Here is a 20,867-nt window from a genome sequence, read left to right as displayed (position 1 = left end):
ATGCGCAGCTATTCCGCCGAGATGATTAGGGTTTGCCGCATGGAAGAACCCAGGTGGCTCGATGCCGAGGAGATGCGGGCGTGGGTGGGCTTCCTCGCCGCGGGCGCGCTCGTCGACCGCGCGGTCGACCAGCACCTGAAAGGCGAGGGACTCACGCACACCCAGTACGAGGTACTCGTCCGGCTGGCCGCCGCGCCCGGGTCGGCGATGCGGATGACCGACCTCGCCGCCGCCCTCTACACCTCCAAGAGCGGCCTCACCTACCAGGTGGGCAAGCTGGAGCAGGCGGGCCTGGTTCGCCGGGTCGACGACGACACCGATGTCCGCGGCATCAACGCCGTACTGACCGAAGTCGGCCGCGCCAAACTCGAGGCCGTGGCCCCCGGGCACGTGGAGGTCGTGCGCCGGGTGTTCGTCGACGTCCTCGATCCGGCGCAGCGCACCGCGATCGCCGACGGCCTCGGCGCCGTCACCGACCGGCTGGCCCGCTAGTCCTCGCCGGGTCGCTGCGCCGAGTCGAGCCGGTGCACGGTGAGCGCGGCGGCCAGCATCCGGGAATCCGTGGGATCGGCCGGGTCGAGGCCGGTGAGATCGGCGATCCGGCGCAGCCGGTAGGTGAAGGTGTTGGGGTGCACGTGAATTCGCCGTGACGCCGTCTTGCGGTCGGCGCCGTGGCGCAGGTGCGCTTCCAATGCCTCGACCAGGTGCGGGCTGCCGAGCAGCGGAATCACCCGTTGCGCCAGGCGTTCTCGCGCGGGGCCCGGCCGGGTGAGCTGGTACTCGAGCAGCAGATCGTCGAGGCGGTAGCAGCCGCCGGGTCTGCCGCGCAGCCGCGCCAGCTCGGTGAGTTCGGTCGCGTCCTTCGCCGCGGCCGGGATGCCGTCGCGGCCGACGCCGGAGAATTCGGCCAGATACACCGTCACCCCGAACTGCTCGGCCAGCCGGCCTGCGAGGTCGTCGAACCGCTGCGCGTCGAGGACATCGGTCTCGGAACTGTTGCTCAGCAACGCGATACCGTTCGTGCCGTCGAAGGTGGCCGGGGTGGTGGTGCCGGTGAGTTCGTCCAGCGCGCGCTGCAGCACCCGGATCCGGCGCCGGGTCACGAGGTTGGCCGCGCTGCCGGTGCGCGCGGGCTCGCTGAGGCGGATCGCGAGCACCGTGTACTGGTCGGCCAGGACGGTGTCGGCGCGCGCGGCGAGTTCTTCGGCGGGCAGGCCGCGTACCAGCGCCGAACAGAGTTCCCGCCTGGCCTCGCGCTCGGCGTGGTAGATCGACTGCTCGACCTCGGTGTAGGTCTCGACCACGGTCACATTGATATGGCGTAGCAGGTCGAGCAGCCTGTTGCCGACCAGGATCAGATCGTCCATCTCCGTCGGCTCGGCCAGCGCGGACGCCTCGGCCAGCACCGATTGCGCCGATCGGTGGATCGCGCCGATCAGCATCGGCAGCGGCAGCCGGTCCTCGGCGTGCCGCTCGGCGACGGGCGCGACGAACGCGGCCACCTCGGCCTGGGTGAACTCCCGCTCGGCGGCGATCGCCTCGAGTACGGCCCGTCCGCACGCGTAGATGGTCGGCAGGACCTCGGCGGTGAAGTGGCCGGGGGGCAGTTCGGCGGGCGCGGTGGCGCCGAGACCTTCGGCGAGCATGCGCTCGGCGATCTGGGGCCAGCGCGTCAGAAGTCGAGCGGTCAAAGCGGGTGGTGCGGAAACGGGGTGTTCGGCGAGCATGACCTGATTGTGTCCGAGGACAGGGCGCAAAGGGGCAGTCCCATCGAAAACTTACAGAACTTGGTTCCCGCGCCAAGCTCCGGCGCTTTTTCTCGGTACACGGTGCAGTGACAGCGGTGTGGCGCCGGTCATAGATTCGCAGAGCGCGTCCGAGCCACCGTTGGCCGGCGCGGTTCGACGGAAGTGACCTCAATGTTTGCAACGACGCATCCCCTGCGCCGCACCCTGTGCGGACTCGGCATCGCCGCGGGCCTGACCGCGGCCACGGTTCTGGGGGCCGGCCCGGCCGCCGCGGAACCCACGCTGGAACCGACCATCGCCTCGCTGGCCGGCTACCTGGACGCCACCATGACCACGGCCGCCGACGGCCGCCGCCCCACCGCCATCGCCGACACCGGCAGCGCCTCGGGCAGCAGCTCGGGCTCGGCGGGCAGCCGCTCCTCCGACGCGGTCGGCGAGGGCCCCGAGATGTCGGCCTACCTGCCCGCCTTCGCCTACGGACTGCTCCATCCCGATGCCGCGCCGCCCGGCGCCAACCGCTGGGACTGCAAGCCGACCGCGCAGCACCCGCGCCCGGTCGTGCTCCTGCACGGCACCTGGCTCAACGCCTACGACACCTTCTCCTACCTCTCGCCGCGCCTGGCGAAGGCCGGGTACTGCGTGTTCACCCTGAACTTCGGCAAGTCAGCGCTGCTCGAGGGCGGCGGACTCGGCGCCGTGCTGCCGGGCCGCTACGGGGTCGGCCCGATGGCCGACTCCTCGCGCCAGGTCGCCGCGTTCATCGACCGCGTGCGCGCGGCCACCGGGTCCGACCAGGTCGATATCGTCGGCCACTCCCAGGGCGGCACCGTCGCCAATCACTACCTGAAGTTCGAGGGCGGCCAGGGCAAGGTCGGCAAACTGGTCAGCTTCGGCGCCACCCACCACGGCACCGCGCTGCTCGGCCTCGCCACCCTCGGCCGCATGATCAACAACGCGGGCATCGACATCCTCGGCTTCTACCGGCCGATCATCGGCGCCTCCAATGTCGAGCAAGCCGTCGGCTCGCCGTTCTACACCACGCTCAACGCCACCGGTGACACGGTGCCCGGCGTCGCCTACACCGTGGTCGGTTCCCGCTACGACGAGGTGATGAATCCCCTCGACCTCGCCTTCCTGCGGGCCGGGCCGGACGCGACCGTGGACAACATCGCCCTGCAGGACGGCTGTGAGCAGGACGTTTCCGACCACCTGACCATGATGTATTCGCCGCGCGCCACCTCGATCGCGCTGCGTGCCCTCGATCCGGAAGGCAGTCCTACCTTGGCTTGTACATTCAACCCCTGGTTCTTCGGTGGCGGCGGCAGCCTATGACCGTCAATGCCCCGGCGCTGACGGTCTGGAGCACCGCGCCGCTGCTACCGCCCGACGACCCGTTCTACGTCGCGCCGCCGGACATCGAGCTGCTCGCGCCGGGGACGGTGGTGCGGACGCGCGCGGTGGACCTGGCCCTGTTCGGGCTGGTGCGGCAGCGGATCGCGGCCTGGCAGCTGCTGTACCGCACCTGCGATCTCGACGGCGAGGCCGAGCTGGCGGTCACCACGGTGCTGCTGCCGTGGGGCGCCGATCCGTCGCGTCCGCGTCCGCTGGTCTCCTTCCAGTGCGCCATCGACGCCGTGGCGCCCCAGTGCTTTCCGTCCTACGCCCTGCGGCACGGCGCGAAGACCACCGGTTCCATCGCGCCGCTCGAGCTGCCGATCATCGCGATGGCGTTGCGGCAGGGCTGGGCGGTGTCGGTGCCCGATCACGAAGGCCTGGGCGGCCGGTTCGGCGCCGCGCGCGAGCCCGGGTACCGGGCGCTGGACGGGATCAGGGCGGCGCTCGGTTTCGTCCCGCTCGGCCTCACGCCGACGACTCCGGTGGCCCTGTGGGGATATTCGGGCGGCGGTCTGGCTACGGCGTGGGCCGCGGAACTGGCGGCCGAGTACGCGCCGGAGCTGACCATCGTCGGCGCTGCGGCCGGGTCGCCGGTCGGTGATCCGGCCGCCGCGTTCGTCCGTCTCAACGGTGGCTGGTTCGCCGGGTTCCCCGCGGCCTTCGTCGCCGGTCTGCGCCGTGCCTACCCGGACCTCGACCCGGTCCTGCACGACCACCTCGATGCCCGCTACCGCGACCTGCTCGGCGAAGCCGAACAACGCACCACCTTCGCCCTGCTGTGGCGCTTCGCCCGCCGCGACGTCGCCCGGCATCTGCGCGGCGGCATGGCCGGGCTGCTGGCCGAGCCCGCGCTGCGCCGCATCCTCACCGACATCGAACCCGGCACCCGCGCCCCGGCGGCACCGATGCTGGTGGTGCAGGGCGTGCGCGACGAGGTGATCGCGGTCGCCGACATCGACGCCCATGTCCAGCGCTACCGTGCCGCCGGCGCGGTCGTCGAGTACCTGCGGGTGCGCCGGGGCTCGCATCTGCCGCTGGAATTCCTCGTGGTCCCGGTCGTGCTCGCCTGGCTCGCCGATCGCTTCGCCGATCGTCCGGCGACGTCGGGTACCGCCACGGTCACCTCCGTCGCCCGCAGCGCCGCGGCCGTGCGCGCTCACCTCGACTTTCTCGGTCTCGTCGCCCTGATGCTGGGCGGCCGGCCGGTCCGCGGCGCCGGGAAATAGGTGGAACCATATGTCCCGCTATCTTTTCGTGATCGGTGCCCCTATTTCTCGGGGCATCGGAAATTCGGACTTATCGGATGGCGTAACGTGACTCTCACGGAGTTCTTATTTTTCCCTCAGAAAGATGCGGTATTTGGGCATAACCGCAGGTAGTAATAGGTTTACGGAATAAATTGTTACGGCGGTCACGAATTCCGGAATTCCGTAACTCGCGGCGTTCGGGTGTCGATACGCCCTCTGTAAGCCAGCTCCGGCTGGGCCTATGCGAGAAACAGAGGAATTACCATGATCCCCGTTATCATCGACACCGGTAGCGCCGCCCTGAACGGCCTCTTCAACACCCTCGGCGCCGCCCTGACCGGCCTGGTCGACACCCTGTGGACCGGCTCCTTCGGCGGCTGATCAAGCCTCGTAGGTCGATGAAACGACCGGGTCCGCCCCGACGCGTGACCGACGAGAAGGCCCCGCACCTGTCCAGGTGTGGGGCCTTCCCTCGTCTGCGGGGATCAGTGCGTGTGTGGAGCGTGCCCGGCCGACACGTGCTTGGGGCCGTGCGACTCGCCGCAGTGGTTGTCGTCGTCACCGGTGCCGATTCCGATGACCTGCGGCCGGGCGTGGTCGACCTGCAGAGTGACGTGCTCGATGTGGTGCTCGTGGTCGAGCATGTGCGCGATGTCCTCGCGGACCGCGTGGCAGTCGTGCCCCGGCCGCACGAGCACGTGCGCCGACAGGGCGGGGTGGCCGGAGGTGATCTCCCAGATATGCAGGTCGTGCACCTCGGTCACGCCGTCGCGTGCGGCCATGTCGCGACCGACCTGCTCGGGGTCGAGGTAATCGGGGGCTGCTTCCAGGAAGATGCGGCTCGACGCGCGGATCAGTCCGATGCCCGCCTTGATCATCAGCGCGACCACGATCAGGGTGGCGACCACGTCGGCCTGCACCCAGCCGGTGAGGATGATGATCAGACCCGCCGCCGCGGTCGCGATGAAGGCGAACAGGTCGTTGAGGATGTGCTGGTAGGCGCCCTCGATATTGAGGCTGGTCCGGTCGGCGCGGCTGATCATCCAGGTCGCCAGCACATTGACCACGATGCCGATCAGCGCGGTGACCAGCACCAGTGTGCCGTGCACCTCCGGTGGCTCGAACAGCCTGCGGATCGCCTCGTAGCCGAGCCACAGTGCCAGCAGTAGCAGGGTCAGCCCGTTGGCCTGGGCCGACAGGATCTCCACCCGCTTCCAGCCGAACGTCATCCGGCCGGTCGCCGGGCGTGCCGCGAGCCGGATCGCCACCAGCGCCAGTGCGATGGAGGCGGCGTCGGTGGTCATGTGCGCCGCGTCGGAGATCAGGGCCAGCGAATCGGCCACGACGCCGACGATCACCTCGCCGATCAGGAAGGTGACGATCACCGCCAGCGCGCCGGCCAGCCAGCGCTTGTCGCTGTCGGCCGACACCCCGTGGCCGTGGTCGTGTCCATGTCCTGCGCCCATCACGTTCACCTCTCCCTGCGGTTCGATCGGTCGCAATCATATGCACACATCGCTATGTGTGCAATTCGTTCTTGATCCGTGCGCTCCGGGAGGTGATCGTCGCTGGTCATCAGGCTATGGGCGCGCGATCGTCCGGTCTGAATCCAGCCTAGGCCTCCTCGTCCGGCCACTCGTCGTCGACGATCACCCGGCCGGTCGCGTACTGGGCGGCGATCACCCCGCAGGGGTAGGTCGGCCAGAACGACACCGCGCCGGTCGCCTTGTCGATGACGTGCACCGTACCGCCGGCCGGCAGCGGCCGGTCCGGCGGCGCGTGCAGCGGTCGCACCGCGAAAACCACGAAACCGCCGGTGAATTCGACGATGTGGCGATCGGTGTCCGGAATCAGGGGTGGCAGATGGTCGGCCGCGATGCGGGCGGCCTCGGCCCGGTCGACCGGCGTCTGCGCGTCGGTCGGATATGCATGGATGTCCACGGTTCTCGCTCCTCGCCGCGATTGTCGTCGCCTGGGCGGGTTGTGTCGAGAGTGGGGACGGAAGCCGGAAAAAGGGCGAGCCCGGCGGCCCTGCTCCCCCCTCCTGGAGCAGGCCCCGGCCGGGCTCGCGACAAAAGTGTCGCGTGGCAGGCCAGCAGGATTCTGAAGAGTCGCTTAACGCCGTTGTCATCGGTGGCGCGTGCCGCGATAACTCCATATGACGGACAACTCCTGCGGTGCGCACTGCGCGCGCCTGTGTACCACCGACGGGCTGGCCGAGGTGCTGGCCGCCGACCGTGGCCTGCTGCACTGGCGGGCGATGCGCAGTCTCGGTGACCCGGGCCTGGCCGAACACGCCGTGCAGGAGACGCTGCTGCGCGGCTGGCGCTCGTGTCGCGACTTCGACGCCCGCAAAGGCAGTGTGCGGACGTGGCTGCTGGCGATCGAGCGCAATGTCGTCGTCGACATCGTGCGGGCCCGCGCCGCCCGGCCCGGTGACGTCGGCTGGGACGACATCACCGAGGTCGCGGGTTGCGGTAAGCCGGACTTCGCGGACGGACTCGTCGACGGGCTGTTCGTCGACCAGCTGCTGGCGCGCCTGTCCGAGCCGCAGCGGGCCGCGGTGGTCGAGGTGATCCTGCGTGATCGTGGGTACCGGGAAGTGGCCGCGGATTTCGGCGTTCCCGTCGGCACGGTCAAGACCCGCGTGCACTACGCGCTGCGCTCGCTGCGGCAATTGCCTGAGGTTGCCTGATCGGTCTTCCGCGGTCGCGATCTGGGCGCGTGACCAGCGATAATCTGCGCTTTCTCCCTGTCACAGTTCGGTAACTGTGCTTGCTCTGCGGTTGCTCACGTTGCAAGAGTTAACCACTGGGTTTGGTGTTACCAATGGGAAGGGAGGGGTGCTCCGTTCCGGAGCACCGACCGAACATGCAACCAAACATCATCAAGGCCGGTCTCTGCTCCACCGTCTCCGCCGCGGTCGTCATCTCGCTGACCGGGCTCGTGCCCGGCCCGGCCGCCGCGGCGCCCGAACCAGCCACCGGCGATCAGCTCTTGGGCAAGACGATCTTCCTCGACCCGGGTCATCAGGGGTCTGCGCACGCGCAGGACCTGAGCCGCCAGGTAGACAACGGCCGTGGCGGCACCAAGGCCTGCCAGACCACCGGCATGACGTCGCTGAACGGCGTCCCCGAGCACACCATCAACTGGAAAGTCGCCGAGTTGGTGAAGACGTCGCTGCAGGCGCTGGGCGCCGACGTGGTGCTCAGCCGCGCCGATGACGAAGGCTGGGGCGGGTGCGTCGACGATCGCGCCCGCGCGGCCAACCAGTCCGGCGCCGCGGTCGCGGTGAGTATCCACGCCGACAGCGCGCCCGCCGACCAGCGCGGCTTCCACCTGATCGTGCCGCAACTGCCGATCCCGGACTCGGCCGCCGACCTGGCGCAGTCCGGCCCCGGCCGCGCCGCATCGGCCGTGGTCCGCGATGCCTACCTCGCCGCCGGCTTCCCGGCCGCCACCTATGCCGGGGTCAGCAATGGCCTGCAGACCCGCGCGGATGTGGCCGGTCCGGCATTGACGCAGGTGCCGCTGGTGTTCGTGGAGATGGGCAACGGCGCCAATGCCCAGGACGCCGCGCTGCTCGAATCGCGCGAGGGACAGCTGAAACACGCCCTCGCCATCACGACCGGCGTGGTCGGTTTCCTGCTGGACAAGCCGGTCGGTGCGTCCGTGCCCGCGTCCGCGCCGGATTCGAAACCCGCTCCCGGCGGGGCGCCCGCGGCGACCACCGCGCCGACGCCCGCGCGGGAGCCAGAGGTGGAGTCACCGCCGCACACGGGACCTGGTGCGGCCTCGAATGCGGCCCCCAACCCGGCCGGTGAACCCGCCGACGCGCCCGCTCCGACGCCGAGCCTCGCCGCCCCGCCATCGCCTGCTCCGGCTGAGGCCAATGCGCCTGCTCCGGCTGGCTCGCCCGCTCCGGCTGACGGCAACGTACCTGCTCCGGCTGACGGACCTGCTCCGGCCAAACTGCCTGCTCCGGCTGACGGACCTGCTCCGGCCAAACTGCCTGCTCCGGCTGGCGCGCCTGCCCGAGCCAACGCGCCTGCTCCGGCCGACGGACCTGCTCCGGCCAACGCGCCTGCTCCGGGTGACACGACTGCTCCAGCCGGACCGGCCAACTCGCCTGCTCCGGCGGGCGCGCCCGCCCCGGCTGACGCCAACGCTCCTGCTCCGGCCAACGTGCCTGCTCCGGCTGGCGCGCCTGCTCCGGGTGACGCGACTGCTCCAGCCGGTCCGGCCAACTCGCCTGCTCCGGCGGGCGCGCCCGCCCCGGCTGACGCCAACGCGCCCGCCCCCGCCGGCGCACCCACTCCAGCGCCTGGCCCCGACGCTCCTACTCCAGCGCCTGCCCCCGCTGGCCCCACTCCAGCGCCCGCCCCCGCCGACGCGCAGGGTCCTGCCGCGGCCCCGGCCCAGACGCCCCCCAACGGCGACCAGCCGCCCGCGGCCGAGCCCGCACCGCGACCCATGCGGGCGGAGATCATCCCGGCTCACGTCCCGATCGATGACTCGGTGCCCGGGGTAGTGCCCGCCCCGGCACAGCACCCGATCGCGGAGCGCGATCTGCCGAGCGGTTCCAGCGGCCGTCTGACAGCTCCCGGCCGCGATCCCGCTCCGGCTGATCGAGCTCCCGCCCAGCAGCCCGCCCCGAAGCCGCCGACCGGGTCGGGCGGTCAGCTGAAGGTTCCCGGTGGCACCGAAGCGCGCACCGCCGCGCCGGGCGCCCCCGAGGCACCGTCGACAACCACTCCCCGCAAACGCGGCACCACCCCGAAGCCCCAGGCGGCCCCGAAGCCCCAGGTGGCCCCGAATACCCCGGACAAGTCCGGCTCCGAACTCGACCTCAGCGACCTCGGCGGCCCGATCCTCACCGTCATGAACCTGCTGATGCCGCTGGCCGAGGCCCTCGGCATGGACAACACCGCCGTCACCAGCCAGTTGATCAATCTGGCCTACACCCTGGTCGGCATCGTCTTCGGCCCGACGAAGTAACCGAGCGCACCCGAAGCCGCCGACTCCGCCCAGGAGCCGGCGGCTTCGGCCGTTCGGGCACAATCGACACAGTGATTCCTGTGGTGATCGTTGCGGGTTTTCTCGGGTCGGGGAAGACGACCCTGCTCAACTACCTGTTGCGCAACAACCGGGGTACCCGGATCGGCGTGGTGGTCAACGACTTCGGTGCGGTGAACATCGACGCGATGCTGGTGGCCGGGCAAGTCGACGCGATGGTGTCGCTGGGCAACGGCTGCGTGTGCTGCGCGGTGGACGTGTCCGAGCTCGACGACCTGTTCGCGCGCCTGGCGCAGCCGCGCAGCGCCGTCGACGTGATCGTGGTGGAGGCGAGCGGGCTGGCCGAACCGCGGAATCTGATCCGGATGGTGGTGGCCAACCCGAATCCGCGGATCGGGTACGGCGGATTGGTCGAGGTCGTCGACGCCGAGCTGTTCGGCGCGACCAGCGCGCAGCACCCCGAGCTGGTGACACATCTGCGGCTGGCGGATCTGGTGCTGGTGAACAAGGCCGACCGGGTGTCGGCCGACGCGCTGGCCGAGCTGCGCGAGCAGGTGGCGGGCTGGGTGGGGCAGGTCCCGGTGTACGCGACGACCCACGGCCGCGTCGATCCCGGACTGCTGTTCGACGATCGCGAGCTCGCGGCGCCGAAGGTGGCCCAGCAGTTGAGTTTCGACTCGCTGCTCGACGAGCACGACCACGATCACGACGACCCCGACCATCGGCACCTGCACGACGAGTACGTGTCGGTGTCGTTCACCAGCAAGCGCGCGCTGAATCCGCGGGCGCTGATCGCCTTCCTGGAGGATCCGCCGCCGGGACTGTTCCGCGCCAAGGGCTGTGTGGCCTTCGCGGTGGCGGGGGAGCGGCGCAAATTCGAGATGCACCTCGTCGGCAGGCACGTGGTCTTCACCCCGGGCCCGTGGGCGCGCGGCGAGGAACGCGTGTCGAATCTGGTGCTGATCGGCTCCGGGCTCGACCCGGACGCGGCCCTGGATCGCTTGCACGCCACCGTCTTCGACGGCGACGAACCGATGGACGAGCAGGCGATGCTCGGCGTGTGGCGCTACACCCCGCAGTGACGCTCAGCCGCAGGCGTTGACCCATTCGGACAGGCCGTCGGCGAACAGCTGCCGTTTCCAGATCGGCGCCTCGTGCTTGATCCGGTCGACGAGTTCGGCGCAGACGGTGAACGCCTCGGCCCGATGCGGTGCGGCGACCGCGACGACGATCGCCAGATCGCCGATGGTGAGCGAACCGATACGGTGCGTCGCCGCCACCGGAAGCCCGTGCGCGGTGGCGACTTCGGCGCAGATGGCGTGCAGGAACCGCTCGGCCTGCGGGTGGGCCGAGTACTCCAGCGAGGTCACGGCCTGGCCCGCGTCGTGATTGCGCACCTTGCCGGTGAAGACGACGACAGCGCCGAATTCCGGTCCGTCGACGGCACTTTCGACGGCGATGGGATCGAGCGCCTGATCGCTGATCGCGGTCAGGCGCACCGCGCCGTGGTCATTCATGGTCGCCGCCTCCGGCTACTTGCGCGAGCAGATGGTCCAACAGTGGTTCCAGGACCGCGATCCCGTCCTTCACCCCGCCCGGCGAACCGGGCAGGTTGACCACGACGGTGTGGCCTGCCAGCCCCGCCACCCCACGGCTGAGCGCGGCGAGCGGGAACTTCGCGGTGCCACGCTGACGAATGGCGTCGGCGACACCCGGCAGTTCGCGGTCGAGTACGGCACGGGTGGCCTCGGGGGTGGCGTCGGTGGGGGAGGCACCGGTGCCGCCGGTGGTGATCACCAGCGCGGGGCCGGTGAGCAGGGCGTCGGCCAGGCCGGTCGCGATCTCGGCATCAGCGTAGACGAGCGGGCCGCGCACCGAGAAGCCTTGCGTTGTCAGCCATTCGGTGAGCACCGGTCCGGTGGTGTCGACGCGGGTGCCCGCTGCCGCACCGGTGGACGCGACCACGACCACGGCAGTGCGCGAATCACTCACGGCGACCGCATGTTCGGTCGCGATCGGTGTGGCCGTCGCCGGGGCGGCGGCCTCGGCGACGCCGAGGTTTCCCGCGTCCGGCGCGGATCCGGTGTCGACCTGAGCCAACCGGCTCAGCGCCTCGCCGGAAGGTTCCGCCTCGGGCCGCACCCAATGTCCGTGCTTCCCACCTTCTTTGGTGAGCAGCCGCACCCCGTTCATCACCGCGGCGGGATCCACGGCCTTCACCATGTCGTGCAGCGTGAGCCCCGCGACGGCGACGGCGGTCAGCGCCTCCATCTCGACCCCGGTCGGCCCGGTAGTCTTCGCGGTCGCCTCCACCGTGATGGTCGTCTCGGTGAACCCGAACTCCACCTTCACCGACGACAGCGCCAGCTGATGACACAGCGGGATCAGCTCGGAAGTCTTCTTGGCACCGGCGATTCCGGCCAGCCGCGCCGTCGACAGCACGTCCGCCTTGGGCATGCCCTCGGCTCGGACGAGCGCGACGACCTCGGCGGTGGTCTGCAATTCCCCTGCGGCAACGGCGATCCGGGCGGTGTCGGCCTTGGCGCTGACATCGACCATGCGTGCCCGACCCTCGCGGTCGACGTGGGACAACTCGCTCATAGCGTCAAGATTCGCACAGCGGCACCCGCGGGCAGCGAGGTGACCTCGGCGGGCACATCGACCAGCACATCGGCCCAGGCCATGCCGGCGATGAGATGGGACCCCGGACCCGAGACGACCTCGACGCCGTCGTCGGTCACCAAGCCGCGGAGATACTGACGGCGTCCCGCGGGGGAGCGCACCGGCGTCAGCAGGGTCATCTCGGCGGTGTCGGGTGCGGGCAGACCGCCGAGCGCGCGTACCACCTCGCGGGCGAACACGGCATAGGACACCGTCGTGCTCACCGGATTCCCGGGGAAGCTCAGCACGGGCACACCGTCGACGACCGTGTATCCCTGCGGTCCGCCGGGTTGCACCGCGACCGAACCGAAGGTGCCGCCGAGCGGTTCCAGCACATCCTTGACGACCTCGAAATCGCCCTTGGACACCCCGCCGGAGGTGAAGACGAGATCGGCGGCGGCGACCGCGGCGCGCAGCACGGCGGTGAACTCCGCCGGATCGTCGGTGCTGTGCGCGACCTCGACGACCTCGACACCGTCGGCCCGCAGGGCGGCGGCCAGCGCGATCCCGTTCGAGTTGTAGATCTGTCCCGGCGCAAGTTCGGTCCCGGCGGGCTGGAGTTCGTCGCCGGTGGTGATACAGACCGCGCGTAGCCGGCTCAGCACCGGCACGGCAGGCAGGCCGACGGCGGCCAGCGCGGCGATGTGCCGGGGCGCGAGCACGGTGCCCGCCCTGGCGACCAGCTCACCGGCGCGCACATCGGTGCCCGCCTCCCGCACGAACTCGCCGCGACCGCGACCACGCTCGACCGTGATCCGGCCCTCGCCTGCCTGCACGTCCTCGACCGGGACGACACAGTCGGCGCCGGGCGGGATCGGCGCACCGGTCATCACCTTGAGTGCCGAGCCCGCGGGCAGTGCCGCCGTTCCCGGCTTGCCCGCCGCGACGACTCCGGCGACCGGCATGGTCACCGGGGTGACGGCGACATCGGCGGCGCGCACCGCGTACCCGTCCATCGCCGAGTTCCGGAACACCGGGAGGTCGATGGGTGAGCGCACATCGGCCGAGAGCACCCGGCCGAGCGCATCGGGCACCGCCACCTGCTCGTCGGCGCGGTCGGCGAGGTGGGCCAGCAGCGCGGCGACGGTGTCGCGGTACTCGTCGACACTGCGCGCCGACGCGGTGGCGGGCCGGGGAGTCATGCTGCCAGCCTAATCGCCACCCGACCGGCGGGTTCTTCCCGCGTCGCTCACCGTGCCCGACTCAGGGTGGTGAGCTGTCGACTTCGTGACAGATCGGCGCTCCGCACGGCTCGCGCCCGGCTCCACGAGTCATACTGTAGGAATGACGCTGGTCGAAATGGGGATACCCGCTGTGCGATCGGAGCGGCCTTCCCTCGACGGCCGGCCCGATACGCCGCTCCTCGTCGACCGCTTCGGCCGGGTCGCGCGCGATCTGCGGGTCTCCATCACCGAGAAGTGCTCCCTGCGCTGTACCTATTGCATGCCCGAGGAAGGGCTGCCGCCGATTCCGCGCGAGGAGCTGCTCAGCGCCGACGAGATCGTCCGGCTGGTCTCGCTCGCGGTGCGGGAACTCGGCGTGCGCGAGGTGCGCTTCACCGGCGGAGAGCCGCTGATGCGCCGGGAGCTCGAGGAGATCATCGCGGGCTGTCATGCGGCGGTGCCGGGCACGCCGCTGGCGATGACGACCAACGGCGTCGGCCTCGAACACCGCGCGCACGCCCTCGCGAAGGCGGGCCTGAGCAGGGTCAACGTCTCCCTCGACACCGTCGACCGGGTCGACTTCACCCGGCTGACCCGCCGCGACCGGCTCGAATCGGTGCTCAACGGCATTCGTGTCGCCCGCGACGCCGGCCTGGCTCCGGTGAAGGTGAACGCGGTCCTGATGCGCCAGAACCTGGCCGGCGCGCCGGACCTGCTCGCGTGGTGTCTGGCCGAACAGTGCGAGCTGCGGTTCATCGAGGAGATGCCGCTCGACGCCGACCACGAGTGGGCACGCAACAACATGGTGACCGCGGCCGACCTGCTCGATGTGCTCGGCGAGCGGTTCGCCCTCACCGAGGCCGGTCGCTCCGATCCGTCGGCACCGGCCGAGAAGTGGCTGGTCGACGGCGGACCGGCGACGGTCGGCATCATCGCCACCGTCACCCGCAAGTTCTGTGACAGCTGCGACCGCACCCGGCTCACCGCCGACGGCATGCTGCGCTCGTGCCTGTTCAGCGACCAGGAGTTCGACGTGCGGACCGCGCTGCGCGCCGGCGCCGACGACGACGAGGTCGCCGAGCTGTGGCGCGGCGCGATGTGGCAGAAATGGGCTGGTCACGGCATCGACGCAGCCGGCTTCGTCCCCCCGGAACGCACGATGGGAGCCATCGGTGGTTGAGGTCCGCTACTTCGCCGCGATCGCCGACGCTGTCGGCAAGAACACCGAATCACTCGATCTACCCGACGGAGCGACCGTCGCCGATCTCAAGGCGACGCTGGCCGCCACCTACGGTTCGGACGTGGACAGCCTCGTCGGCGTCTGCGCCTTCCTGATCGGCGACGAACTCACCCGCGACCCGTCGGCCATGCTCCGCGACCGCGTCGACGTCCTGCCCCCGTTCGCCGGCGGCTAACCACGCCCATGGTGCAGAGCAAAGCCCCCGACGTTGCCACCTATCTCGCCGAACTCCCCGCTGACCGACGCGCGGCACTGACCCGCCTGCGTGAGCTCTGCCTGGCCGAACTCGCCGGCTTCACCGAGGTCATGTCCCACGGCATGCCCGCCTACGAACGCGACGGCGTCGGCGAAATCGCCTACGCGAGCCAGAAGCAGTACATCTCCTTCTACCTCCTGCGCTCCGACGTCCGCACCGCCTTCGCCGACCGCCTGTCGGCCCACGACATGGGCAAGGGCTGCCTCCGCTTCCGTAACCCGGCCGAGATCGACTTCGACCTGCTCCGGGACCTCTTGCGCGCCACCGTCTCCGGCGACGGCGCCGTCATCTGCTGAGGCGACGTGTGCCGGTTTCACCGAGCCATCACGTGCGACCAGACCGCCGTGCAACGAAATATGCTGCTTCACTGCGGAATTGGATCCGTGCCCGCGACATCGATACGCTCGACATCCCGCCCGATCGGGCGGTGGGATTTCGGAAAGCGTGTGCTGTGTCTCTACTGACGATCTTGATCATGATGCTCATGGGTGTGCTGGCCTACCAGCGCGGCTTCAATCCGTTCGCGTGGATACTGGCGGCAGGTTGCCTCGGCGCGATCGTGCTGTTCTTCCTGCCGTCGGCGAAGGAAGCGGGGCTCGACGCCGAGACCCGGCAGGCGCGGAGTCGCCGCGGGAACCTGTTCGGGCTCGGCCTGACCGGGGTGACGCTCGCCGCGGCCGTGGTGGGTTTCGTGATCGGGTTCGTCGAGGCGATGCCGGCCTAGCGCCACCAGGTGTCGAGGGGGGTCACCGGGACGGTGCGCTTGTGGCGGGTGTTGGTGAAGATCGACTCGACGCGGGCGGCGACCTCGGGGGTGACGTCCTTGCCTTCGAGGTAGTCGTCGATTTCGGTGTAGCGCAGGCCGAGGGCGTCCTCGTCGGGGAGAGCAGGGCGGTCGTCCTCGAGGTCGGCGGTGGGGACCTTGGACCAGATGCTCGAGGAGGCGCCCAGTTCCTGCAGGAGGGCGGCGCCCTGGCGCTTGGTGAGGCCGGTGAGCGGGGTCAGGTCGACGCCGCCGTCGCCGAACTTGGTGAAGAACCCGGTGACCGCCTCGGCGGCGTGATCGGTGCCGACCACCAGCAGGTTCTCCTGCCCGGCCAGCGCGTACTGGGCGACCATCCGCTCGCGGGCCTTGATGTTGCCGCGCACGAAATCGCGCAGCCGCTCGTGGTCGAGCGCGCCCGCGACCTCGGCGGCCACCGAGTCGGCGCCGGGCCGGATGTTCACCACGACCGACCGATCGGGATCGATGAAGTTCAGGGCGGTCTGGGCATCGTGTTCGTCGGCCTGGACGCCGTAGGGCAGGCGCACCGCGAGGAACTTCGCCGCGATGCCCTCGGCGCGCAACTCCTCGACGGCGAGCTGGCACAGCCTGCCCGCGAGCGCACTGTCCTGGCCGCCGCTGACGCCGAGGGCGAAGCCGGCGGCGGGGGTGGAGTTCAGATAGTCCTTGAGGAAGTCGACGCGACGGCGGACCTCCTGCTTCGGCTCGATCTCCGGTAGCACGCCCAACTCGGCGATGATCTGTTCACGCAGTGTCCCCATGCGGCCTCACTCTACTTGTGCGGCAGCCGAAACGACCCGGCGAACGAGCCATTCCCAGTTGTCGCCGATCTGAGCACGGGTGTAGCCCAGGATGTCGATCTGGTGAATGACCAGCGCCGCCGACAGCGTGGACAGCAGCGTGTCGGCGATCAGCGGCGGTTCCCCGGTCACCCCGGCCGCGCGCAACAGCAGCACGACGTGCGCCTTGTGCAGGCCGTACGGCCCACCGCCGAAACGCCCCTCCTCGGCGGCCCGGTGCAGATCGCCTTCGACCTCGATGTCGAGCAGCCGGGTGCGCCCGAACGCGATCAGCCGCTCGACCGGGCTCGCGTCCGGGCCGAGCGGGGCGGGCCCGAACATGAAGGCGGCCTGGAACTTCTGTTCGGAGTGGTCGAGCAGGGCCAGCATCAGCCCGGTGCGATTACCGAACCGGCGGAAGACGGTGCCCTTGCCGACGCCCGCGCGCTTGGCGACCGCGTCCATGGTCAGCCCACCCACCCCGTGCTCACGGACCAGCTGCTGGGCCGCGTCGAGCAGCAGCGCCCGGTTGCGGGCGGCGTCGGCGCGCTCGATCGGCTCGGCGTTGCCGGGCAGCGGCGGCCCGATCCGCAGCAGGGGTGGCTCGTCCGACCTGGGTGTGCTGGAGCTCACGCCGCTCACACGTCCTCCGCGGGAAGTAATCGGACTGGGGTCCGGTTAATGTCGGATGAAACTTCGATCATCCCACTGAGTACACCAGGAGTCGTCATGGCCGGGACCCGCATCCTCACTCTCGTCGGAAGCCTGCGCGCGGGCTCGATCAACCGCCAGCTGGCCGAGGCCGCCGTGCAGACCGCGCCGGAAGGCGTCGAGATCGCGATCTACGAGGGTCTGGCCGAGATCCCGTTCTACAACGAGGACCTGGATGTCCCCGGCTCGGTTCCCGCGCAGGCCGAGGCGCTGCGCGGCGCTGTCGCCGCAGCCGACGCCGTCCTGCTGGTCACCCCCGAATACAACGGCACCCTGCCCGCCGTGCTGAAGAACGCCATCGACTGGGCCTCGCGTCCCTACGCCGCGGGCGCGATCAAGGGCAAGCCGGTCGCCGTGGTGAGCGCGTCGATCAGCCCGCGTGCCGCCGAGTGGGCGCACGGTGACGCGGTCAAGGCGATCGGTGTCGCCGGTGGCGTCGTCGTCGAGGCGGCGCACGCGCGCTTCGGCACCATCGGCGAGCGGTTCGGCCGGACCCACCCGACCCAGGATGCCGAGGCGCTGACCCAGCTCGGCGCCACCGTCCACGAGCTGGTAGCCGCGGCTGACGGCACGCTCGTCTCGGCGTAAGCTGTCGGTCGGCTCGAAGGGGCGTCGCATCCACCACGGAGGCGACGCCCCTTCGCTGTCCGCGAAGTTTGCTGAAGACTCGCCGGGATGCAAAATCGTGATCTGGGCCACTGTTTTCCCAGCGTGTCGATCGCGCGTCCTGGGACTTACGGCGTGGGAATTACATCTGTGCGACTCGCAACACCTTGTGTTGTTCCAAACTGTCGGCCACTAGGTGTAGTGTCTCCAGTACTGGAAGACGGTGTGAAGCCACCACTGATCGGGCCCAAGGGAAGGGGTTACGAGCAGGGCTTTCTTCGCCAGATCCAGGAGTTTGCGCAGCATCACCGTTCGTGCACTGCATACGGATCACAGGCTGTGGATCAGGCATAGGAGAGAGGGACTCTAGATGACCATCACCGTGTACACCAAGCCCGCTTGCGTCCAGTGCAATGCCACCTACAAGGCGCTCGACAAGGCCGGGGTGGACTACGAGATCATCGACATCTCCGAGAACACCGACGCGCGTGACTACGTCATGGCGCTCGGCTACCTGCAGGCGCCCGTCGTCGTCGCGGGCGAGGATCACTGGTCGGGCTTCCGTCCCGACCGCATCAAGTCGCTCGCGGTCGCGGCCGCCTAGGACTTCGCCGGAAGGAGGCACCCATGCCCGAGCGGATCACTCCGGGCGGGCTGGTCTACTTCTCCAGCGCTTCGGAGAACACTCATCGTTTCGTCGAGAAGCTGGGTCTCCCGGCTACTCGGCTACCACTGCACACCGCTGATTCGCTGCGCGTCGACGAACCCTACGTGCTGATCACTCCTACTTACGGGGGTGGTCGGCACGTCATGGGTGGGCAACGGTCCGACAAGGACCTCGTACCGCGGCAGGTCGCCAAGTTCCTCAACGACCCGCACAACCGCGCCCTGCTGCGCGGGGTGATCGCGGCCGGCAACACGAACTTCGGCGATACCTATTGCGCCGCAGGCGACATCATCTCGCGCAAGTGCGGGGTGCCGTACCTGTATCGCTTCGAACTCATGGGAACCGCTGAGGACGTCGTGCGCGTCCGAGAGGGATTGGGATTGTTTTGGCAACAGCAACCACAGCACCGACCGGCAAGACTGCCCGCCTAGAGCAGGCCGCGGTGCGCGCCGATGCGGGCGAGGTCCTCGACTACCACGCCCTCAACGCGATGCTGAACCTGTACGGCCCCGACGGCAAGATCCAGTTCGACAAGGACCGCGAGGCCGCACACCAGTACTTCTTGCAGCACGTCAACCAGAACACGGTCTTCTTCCACAACCTGGACGAGAAGCTGGACTACCTGGTCAAGGAGAACTACTACGAGACCGAGGTCCTCGACCAGTACAGCCGCGGGTACATCAAGGCCCTGTTCCAGCAGGCCTACGCCAAGAAGTTCCGGTTCCCCACCTTCCTCGGCGCGTTCAAGTACTACACCTCGTACACGCTGAAGACCTTCGACGGGAAGCGCTACCTGGAGCGTTTCGAGGACCGCGTCGTCATGGTCGCGCTGACGCTGGCCGCGGGCGACGAGGTGCTGGCGAGCAAGCTGGTCGACGAGATCATCGACGGTCGTTTCCAGCCCGCCACCCCGACCTTCCTCAACTCCGGCAAGAAGCAGCGCGGCGAGCCCGTGTCCTGCTTCCTGCTGCGCATCGAGGACAACATGGAGTCCATCGGGCGCTCCATCAACTCCGCGCTGCAGCTGTCCAAGCGCGGTGGCGGTGTCGCCCTGCTGCTGAGCAACATTCGTGAGCACGGCGCGCCGATCAAGAAGATCGAGAACCAGAGCTCGGGTGTCATCCCGATCATGAAGCTGCTGGAAGACTCGTTCTCCTACGCCAACCAGCTGGGCGCGCGCCAGGGCGCGGGCGCGGTGTACCTGCACGCGCACCACCCCGACATCTACCGCTTCCTCGACACCAAGCGCGAGAACGCGGACGAGAAGATCCGCATCAAGACGCTCTCGCTGGGCGTGGTGATCCCCGACATCACCTTCGAGCTGGCGAAGAAGAACGAGGACATGTACCTGTTCTCGCCGTACGACGTCGAGCGCATCTACGGCAAGCCGTTCGCCGATGTCGACGTCACCGAGAAGTACTACGAGATGGTCGACGACAAGCGCATCCGCAAGTCGAAGATCAAGGCGCGCGAGTTCTTCCAGACCATCGCCGAGCTGCAGTTCGAGTCGGGCTACCCGTACATCATGTTCGAGGACACGGTGAACCGGGCCAACCCGATCAAGGGCAAGATCACCCACTCGAACCTGTGCTCGGAGATCCTGCAGGTCTCCACCCCCTCGGAGTTCAACGACGACCTGTCCTACTCGAAGGTCGGCAAGGACATCTCCTGCAACCTCGGCTCGCTCAATATCGCCAAGGCGATGGACTCGCCCGACTTCGGCCAGACCATCGAGACCTCGATCCGCGCGCTGACCGCTGTCTCGGACCAGACCCACATCTACTCGGTGCCTTCGATCGAGCAGGGCAACAACGAGTCCCACGCCATCGGCCTCGGCCAGATGAACCTGCACGGGTACCTGGCGCGGGAGCGGGTCCACTACGGCTCCGAAGAGGGCGTTGACTTCACCAACATCTACTTCTATACCGTTGTCTACCACGCGATCCGGGCCTCGAACCTGATCGCCAAGGAGCGCGGCACCGCCTTCGGTGGGTTCGCCGACTCCAAGTACGCCAGCGGCGAGTACTTCGACAAGTACACCGACCAGGCGTGGGAGCCCAAGACCGACAAGGTCGCCCAGCTCTTCGCCGACGCCGGCGTGCACATCCCCACCCAGGACGACTGGCGTGAGCTGAAGGCCTCGGTGCAGGAATTCGGCATCTACAACCAGAACCTGCAGGCCGTCCCGCCGACCGGTTCGATCTCCTACATCAACCACTCCACCAGCTCGATCCACCCGGTGGCGTCGAAGATCGAGATCCGCAAGGAAGGCAAGATCGGCCGCGTCTACTACCCGGCCCCGTACCTCGACAACGACAACCTCGAGTACTACGACGACGCCTACGAAATCGGCTACGAGAAGATCATCGACACCTACGCCGCGGCCACCCAGCACGTGGACCAGGGCCTGTCGCTCACGCTCTTCTTCAAGGACACCGCCACCACCCGCGACCTGAACAAGGCCCAGATCTATGCCTGGCGCAAGGGCATCAAAACCCTCTACTACATCCGCCTGCGCCAGATGGCTCTGGAGGGGACTGAGGTGGAGGGCTGCGTCAGCTGCATGTTGTGAGCCTGAATGCGGGCGGTCTCGA

Annotated in this window: 22 protein-coding genes; 14 read left to right on the top strand and 8 right to left on the bottom strand. The window is 69.1% G+C overall.

Annotated features, from left to right (window positions below):
• The first annotated feature begins 39 nt into the window (after window positions 1-39).
• On the top strand, window positions 40-492 hold the full coding sequence (locus ACFVAV_RS07655) for a MarR family winged helix-turn-helix transcriptional regulator (protein ID WP_379031565.1): 453 nt from the start codon (window positions 40-42) through the stop codon (window positions 490-492).
• Here ACFVAV_RS07655 and ACFVAV_RS07650 read toward each other — a convergent pair.
• Window positions 489-1,727: a PucR family transcriptional regulator gene (locus ACFVAV_RS07650; RefSeq protein WP_379031562.1), complete on the bottom strand. Its 1,239-nt coding sequence runs from the start codon at window positions 1,725-1,727 to the stop codon at window positions 489-491. The two genes, ACFVAV_RS07655 and ACFVAV_RS07650, sit on opposite strands and share 4 nt — an antisense overlap.
• 192 nt (window positions 1,728-1,919) lie before the next feature.
• Here ACFVAV_RS07650 and ACFVAV_RS07645 point away from each other — a divergent pair, with 192 nt between their 5' ends.
• Both ACFVAV_RS07645 and ACFVAV_RS07640 read left to right on the top strand, forming a co-directional pair.
• Entirely contained in the window at window positions 1,920-3,080 is a 1,161-nt protein-coding gene (locus tag ACFVAV_RS07645; RefSeq protein ID WP_379031559.1) for an esterase/lipase family protein, read from the top strand.
• A complete protein-coding gene (locus ACFVAV_RS07640) occupies window positions 3,077-4,369 on the top strand; it encodes a lipase family protein (RefSeq protein ID WP_379031555.1) in 1,293 nt (430 codons plus the stop codon). The genes ACFVAV_RS07645 and ACFVAV_RS07640 overlap by 4 nt, the downstream gene beginning before the upstream one ends.
• A gap of 506 nt (window positions 4,370-4,875) precedes the next feature.
• Here ACFVAV_RS07640 and ACFVAV_RS07635 read toward each other — a convergent pair.
• Together ACFVAV_RS07635 and ACFVAV_RS07630 are read right to left on the bottom strand one after the other, a co-directional pair.
• Window positions 4,876-5,856 (bottom strand): cation diffusion facilitator family transporter, encoded by a 981-nt coding sequence (locus ACFVAV_RS07635; RefSeq protein WP_379031552.1) that lies wholly within the window; start codon window positions 5,854-5,856, stop codon window positions 4,876-4,878.
• Window positions 5,857-6,004: 148 nt separating this feature from the next.
• On the bottom strand, window positions 6,005-6,331 hold the full coding sequence (locus ACFVAV_RS07630) for a hypothetical protein (protein WP_379031549.1): 327 nt from the start codon (window positions 6,329-6,331) through the stop codon (window positions 6,005-6,007).
• Between the two features lie 217 nt (window positions 6,332-6,548).
• On the opposite strand from ACFVAV_RS07630, the gene ACFVAV_RS07625 reads away from it, so the two are divergent.
• The 3 genes from ACFVAV_RS07625 to ACFVAV_RS07615 all read left to right on the top strand — a co-directional run bounded on the left by ACFVAV_RS07625 (window position 6,549) and on the right by ACFVAV_RS07615 (window position 10,488).
• Window positions 6,549-7,085 carry a sigma-70 family RNA polymerase sigma factor gene (locus tag ACFVAV_RS07625; protein ID WP_379031547.1) on the top strand — a complete coding sequence of 179 codons (537 nt, stop codon included), beginning with the start codon at window positions 6,549-6,551 and terminating at the stop codon, window positions 7,083-7,085.
• A 176-nt stretch (window positions 7,086-7,261) separates the two neighbouring features.
• Window positions 7,262-9,388 (top strand): N-acetylmuramoyl-L-alanine amidase, encoded by a 2,127-nt coding sequence (locus ACFVAV_RS07620; RefSeq protein ID WP_379031544.1) that lies wholly within the window; start codon window positions 7,262-7,264, stop codon window positions 9,386-9,388.
• A gap of 80 nt (window positions 9,389-9,468) precedes the next feature.
• The gene (locus ACFVAV_RS07615) at window positions 9,469-10,488 is read left to right on the top strand and encodes a CobW family GTP-binding protein (RefSeq protein ID WP_379031541.1); all 1,020 of its coding nucleotides are present in this window, start codon (window positions 9,469-9,471) and stop codon (window positions 10,486-10,488) included.
• Window positions 10,489-10,491: 3 nt separating this feature from the next.
• Here ACFVAV_RS07615 and ACFVAV_RS07610 read toward each other — a convergent pair whose 3' ends face one another.
• Genes ACFVAV_RS07610 through glp form a run of 3 tightly spaced genes read right to left on the bottom strand, consistent with a single transcriptional unit; the run spans window position 10,492 to window position 13,209 of the window.
• Window positions 10,492-10,923: a molybdenum cofactor biosynthesis protein MoaE gene (locus tag ACFVAV_RS07610; protein WP_379031538.1), complete on the bottom strand. Its 432-nt coding sequence runs from the start codon at window positions 10,921-10,923 to the stop codon at window positions 10,492-10,494.
• Window positions 10,916-12,007, bottom strand: coding sequence for a bifunctional molybdenum cofactor biosynthesis protein MoaC/MoaB (moaCB, locus tag ACFVAV_RS07605; protein ID WP_379031536.1), 1,092 nt, complete (start codon window positions 12,005-12,007; stop codon window positions 10,916-10,918). The genes ACFVAV_RS07610 and moaCB overlap by 8 nt, the downstream gene beginning before the upstream one ends.
• Window positions 12,004-13,209 carry a gephyrin-like molybdotransferase Glp gene (glp, locus tag ACFVAV_RS07600; protein WP_379031533.1) on the bottom strand — a complete coding sequence of 402 codons (1,206 nt, stop codon included), beginning with the start codon at window positions 13,207-13,209 and terminating at the stop codon, window positions 12,004-12,006. The genes moaCB and glp overlap by 4 nt, the downstream gene beginning before the upstream one ends.
• Before the next feature lie 142 nt (window positions 13,210-13,351).
• On the opposite strand from glp, the gene moaA reads away from it, so the two are divergent.
• The 4 genes from moaA (at window position 13,352) to ACFVAV_RS07580 (ending at window position 15,450) form a co-directional block, all read left to right on the top strand.
• Window positions 13,352-14,410, top strand: a complete 1,059-nt coding sequence (gene moaA, locus ACFVAV_RS07595) for a GTP 3',8-cyclase MoaA (protein ID WP_379031529.1) — start codon at window positions 13,352-13,354, stop codon at window positions 14,408-14,410.
• Complete coding sequence (locus tag ACFVAV_RS07590; RefSeq protein ID WP_379031526.1) at window positions 14,403-14,645, top strand: MoaD/ThiS family protein; 243 nt, start codon at window positions 14,403-14,405, stop codon at window positions 14,643-14,645. The genes moaA and ACFVAV_RS07590 overlap by 8 nt, the downstream gene beginning before the upstream one ends.
• Before the next feature lie 8 nt (window positions 14,646-14,653).
• On the top strand, window positions 14,654-15,022 hold the full coding sequence (locus ACFVAV_RS07585) for an iron chaperone (protein ID WP_379031523.1): 369 nt from the start codon (window positions 14,654-14,656) through the stop codon (window positions 15,020-15,022).
• A 188-nt stretch (window positions 15,023-15,210) separates the two neighbouring features.
• A complete protein-coding gene (locus tag ACFVAV_RS07580; protein ID WP_379031520.1) occupies window positions 15,211-15,450 on the top strand; it encodes a hypothetical protein in 240 nt (79 codons plus the stop codon).
• Here the strand turns inward: ACFVAV_RS07580 and nadE are convergent.
• Window positions 15,447-16,271, bottom strand: coding sequence for an ammonia-dependent NAD(+) synthetase (nadE, locus tag ACFVAV_RS07575; protein WP_379031517.1), 825 nt, complete (start codon window positions 16,269-16,271; stop codon window positions 15,447-15,449). The genes ACFVAV_RS07580 and nadE overlap by 4 nt on opposite strands.
• A gap of 6 nt (window positions 16,272-16,277) precedes the next feature.
• Window positions 16,278-16,922, bottom strand: a complete 645-nt coding sequence (locus ACFVAV_RS07570) for a TetR/AcrR family transcriptional regulator (protein WP_379031513.1) — start codon at window positions 16,920-16,922, stop codon at window positions 16,278-16,280.
• Between the two features lie 96 nt (window positions 16,923-17,018).
• On the opposite strand from ACFVAV_RS07570, the gene ACFVAV_RS07565 reads away from it, so the two are divergent.
• The 4 genes from ACFVAV_RS07565 to nrdE all read left to right on the top strand — a co-directional run bounded on the left by ACFVAV_RS07565 (window position 17,019) and on the right by nrdE (window position 20,845).
• The gene (locus tag ACFVAV_RS07565) at window positions 17,019-17,588 is read left to right on the top strand and encodes an NAD(P)H-dependent oxidoreductase (RefSeq protein WP_379031510.1); all 570 of its coding nucleotides are present in this window, start codon (window positions 17,019-17,021) and stop codon (window positions 17,586-17,588) included.
• A gap of 388 nt (window positions 17,589-17,976) precedes the next feature.
• Complete coding sequence (locus ACFVAV_RS07560; protein WP_379031507.1) at window positions 17,977-18,210, top strand: redoxin NrdH; 234 nt, start codon at window positions 17,977-17,979, stop codon at window positions 18,208-18,210.
• A 23-nt stretch (window positions 18,211-18,233) separates the two neighbouring features.
• Window positions 18,234-18,704 carry a class Ib ribonucleoside-diphosphate reductase assembly flavoprotein NrdI gene (nrdI, locus tag ACFVAV_RS07555; RefSeq protein WP_189027151.1) on the top strand — a complete coding sequence of 157 codons (471 nt, stop codon included), beginning with the start codon at window positions 18,234-18,236 and terminating at the stop codon, window positions 18,702-18,704.
• Window positions 18,705-18,715: 11 nt separating this feature from the next.
• A complete protein-coding gene (gene nrdE, locus ACFVAV_RS07550; protein ID WP_379031837.1) occupies window positions 18,716-20,845 on the top strand; it encodes a class 1b ribonucleoside-diphosphate reductase subunit alpha in 2,130 nt (709 codons plus the stop codon).
• The last annotated feature ends 22 nt before the right edge of the window (window positions 20,846-20,867 follow it).

Origin of the sequence: Nocardia sp. NPDC057663 (assembly GCF_042799895.1) — a bacterium.
Classification (GTDB): domain Bacteria; phylum Actinomycetota; class Actinomycetes; order Mycobacteriales; family Mycobacteriaceae; genus Nocardia.
Note: the sequence above shows the minus strand (reverse complement) of the source record. Positions and strands in the feature narration are given on the sequence as shown.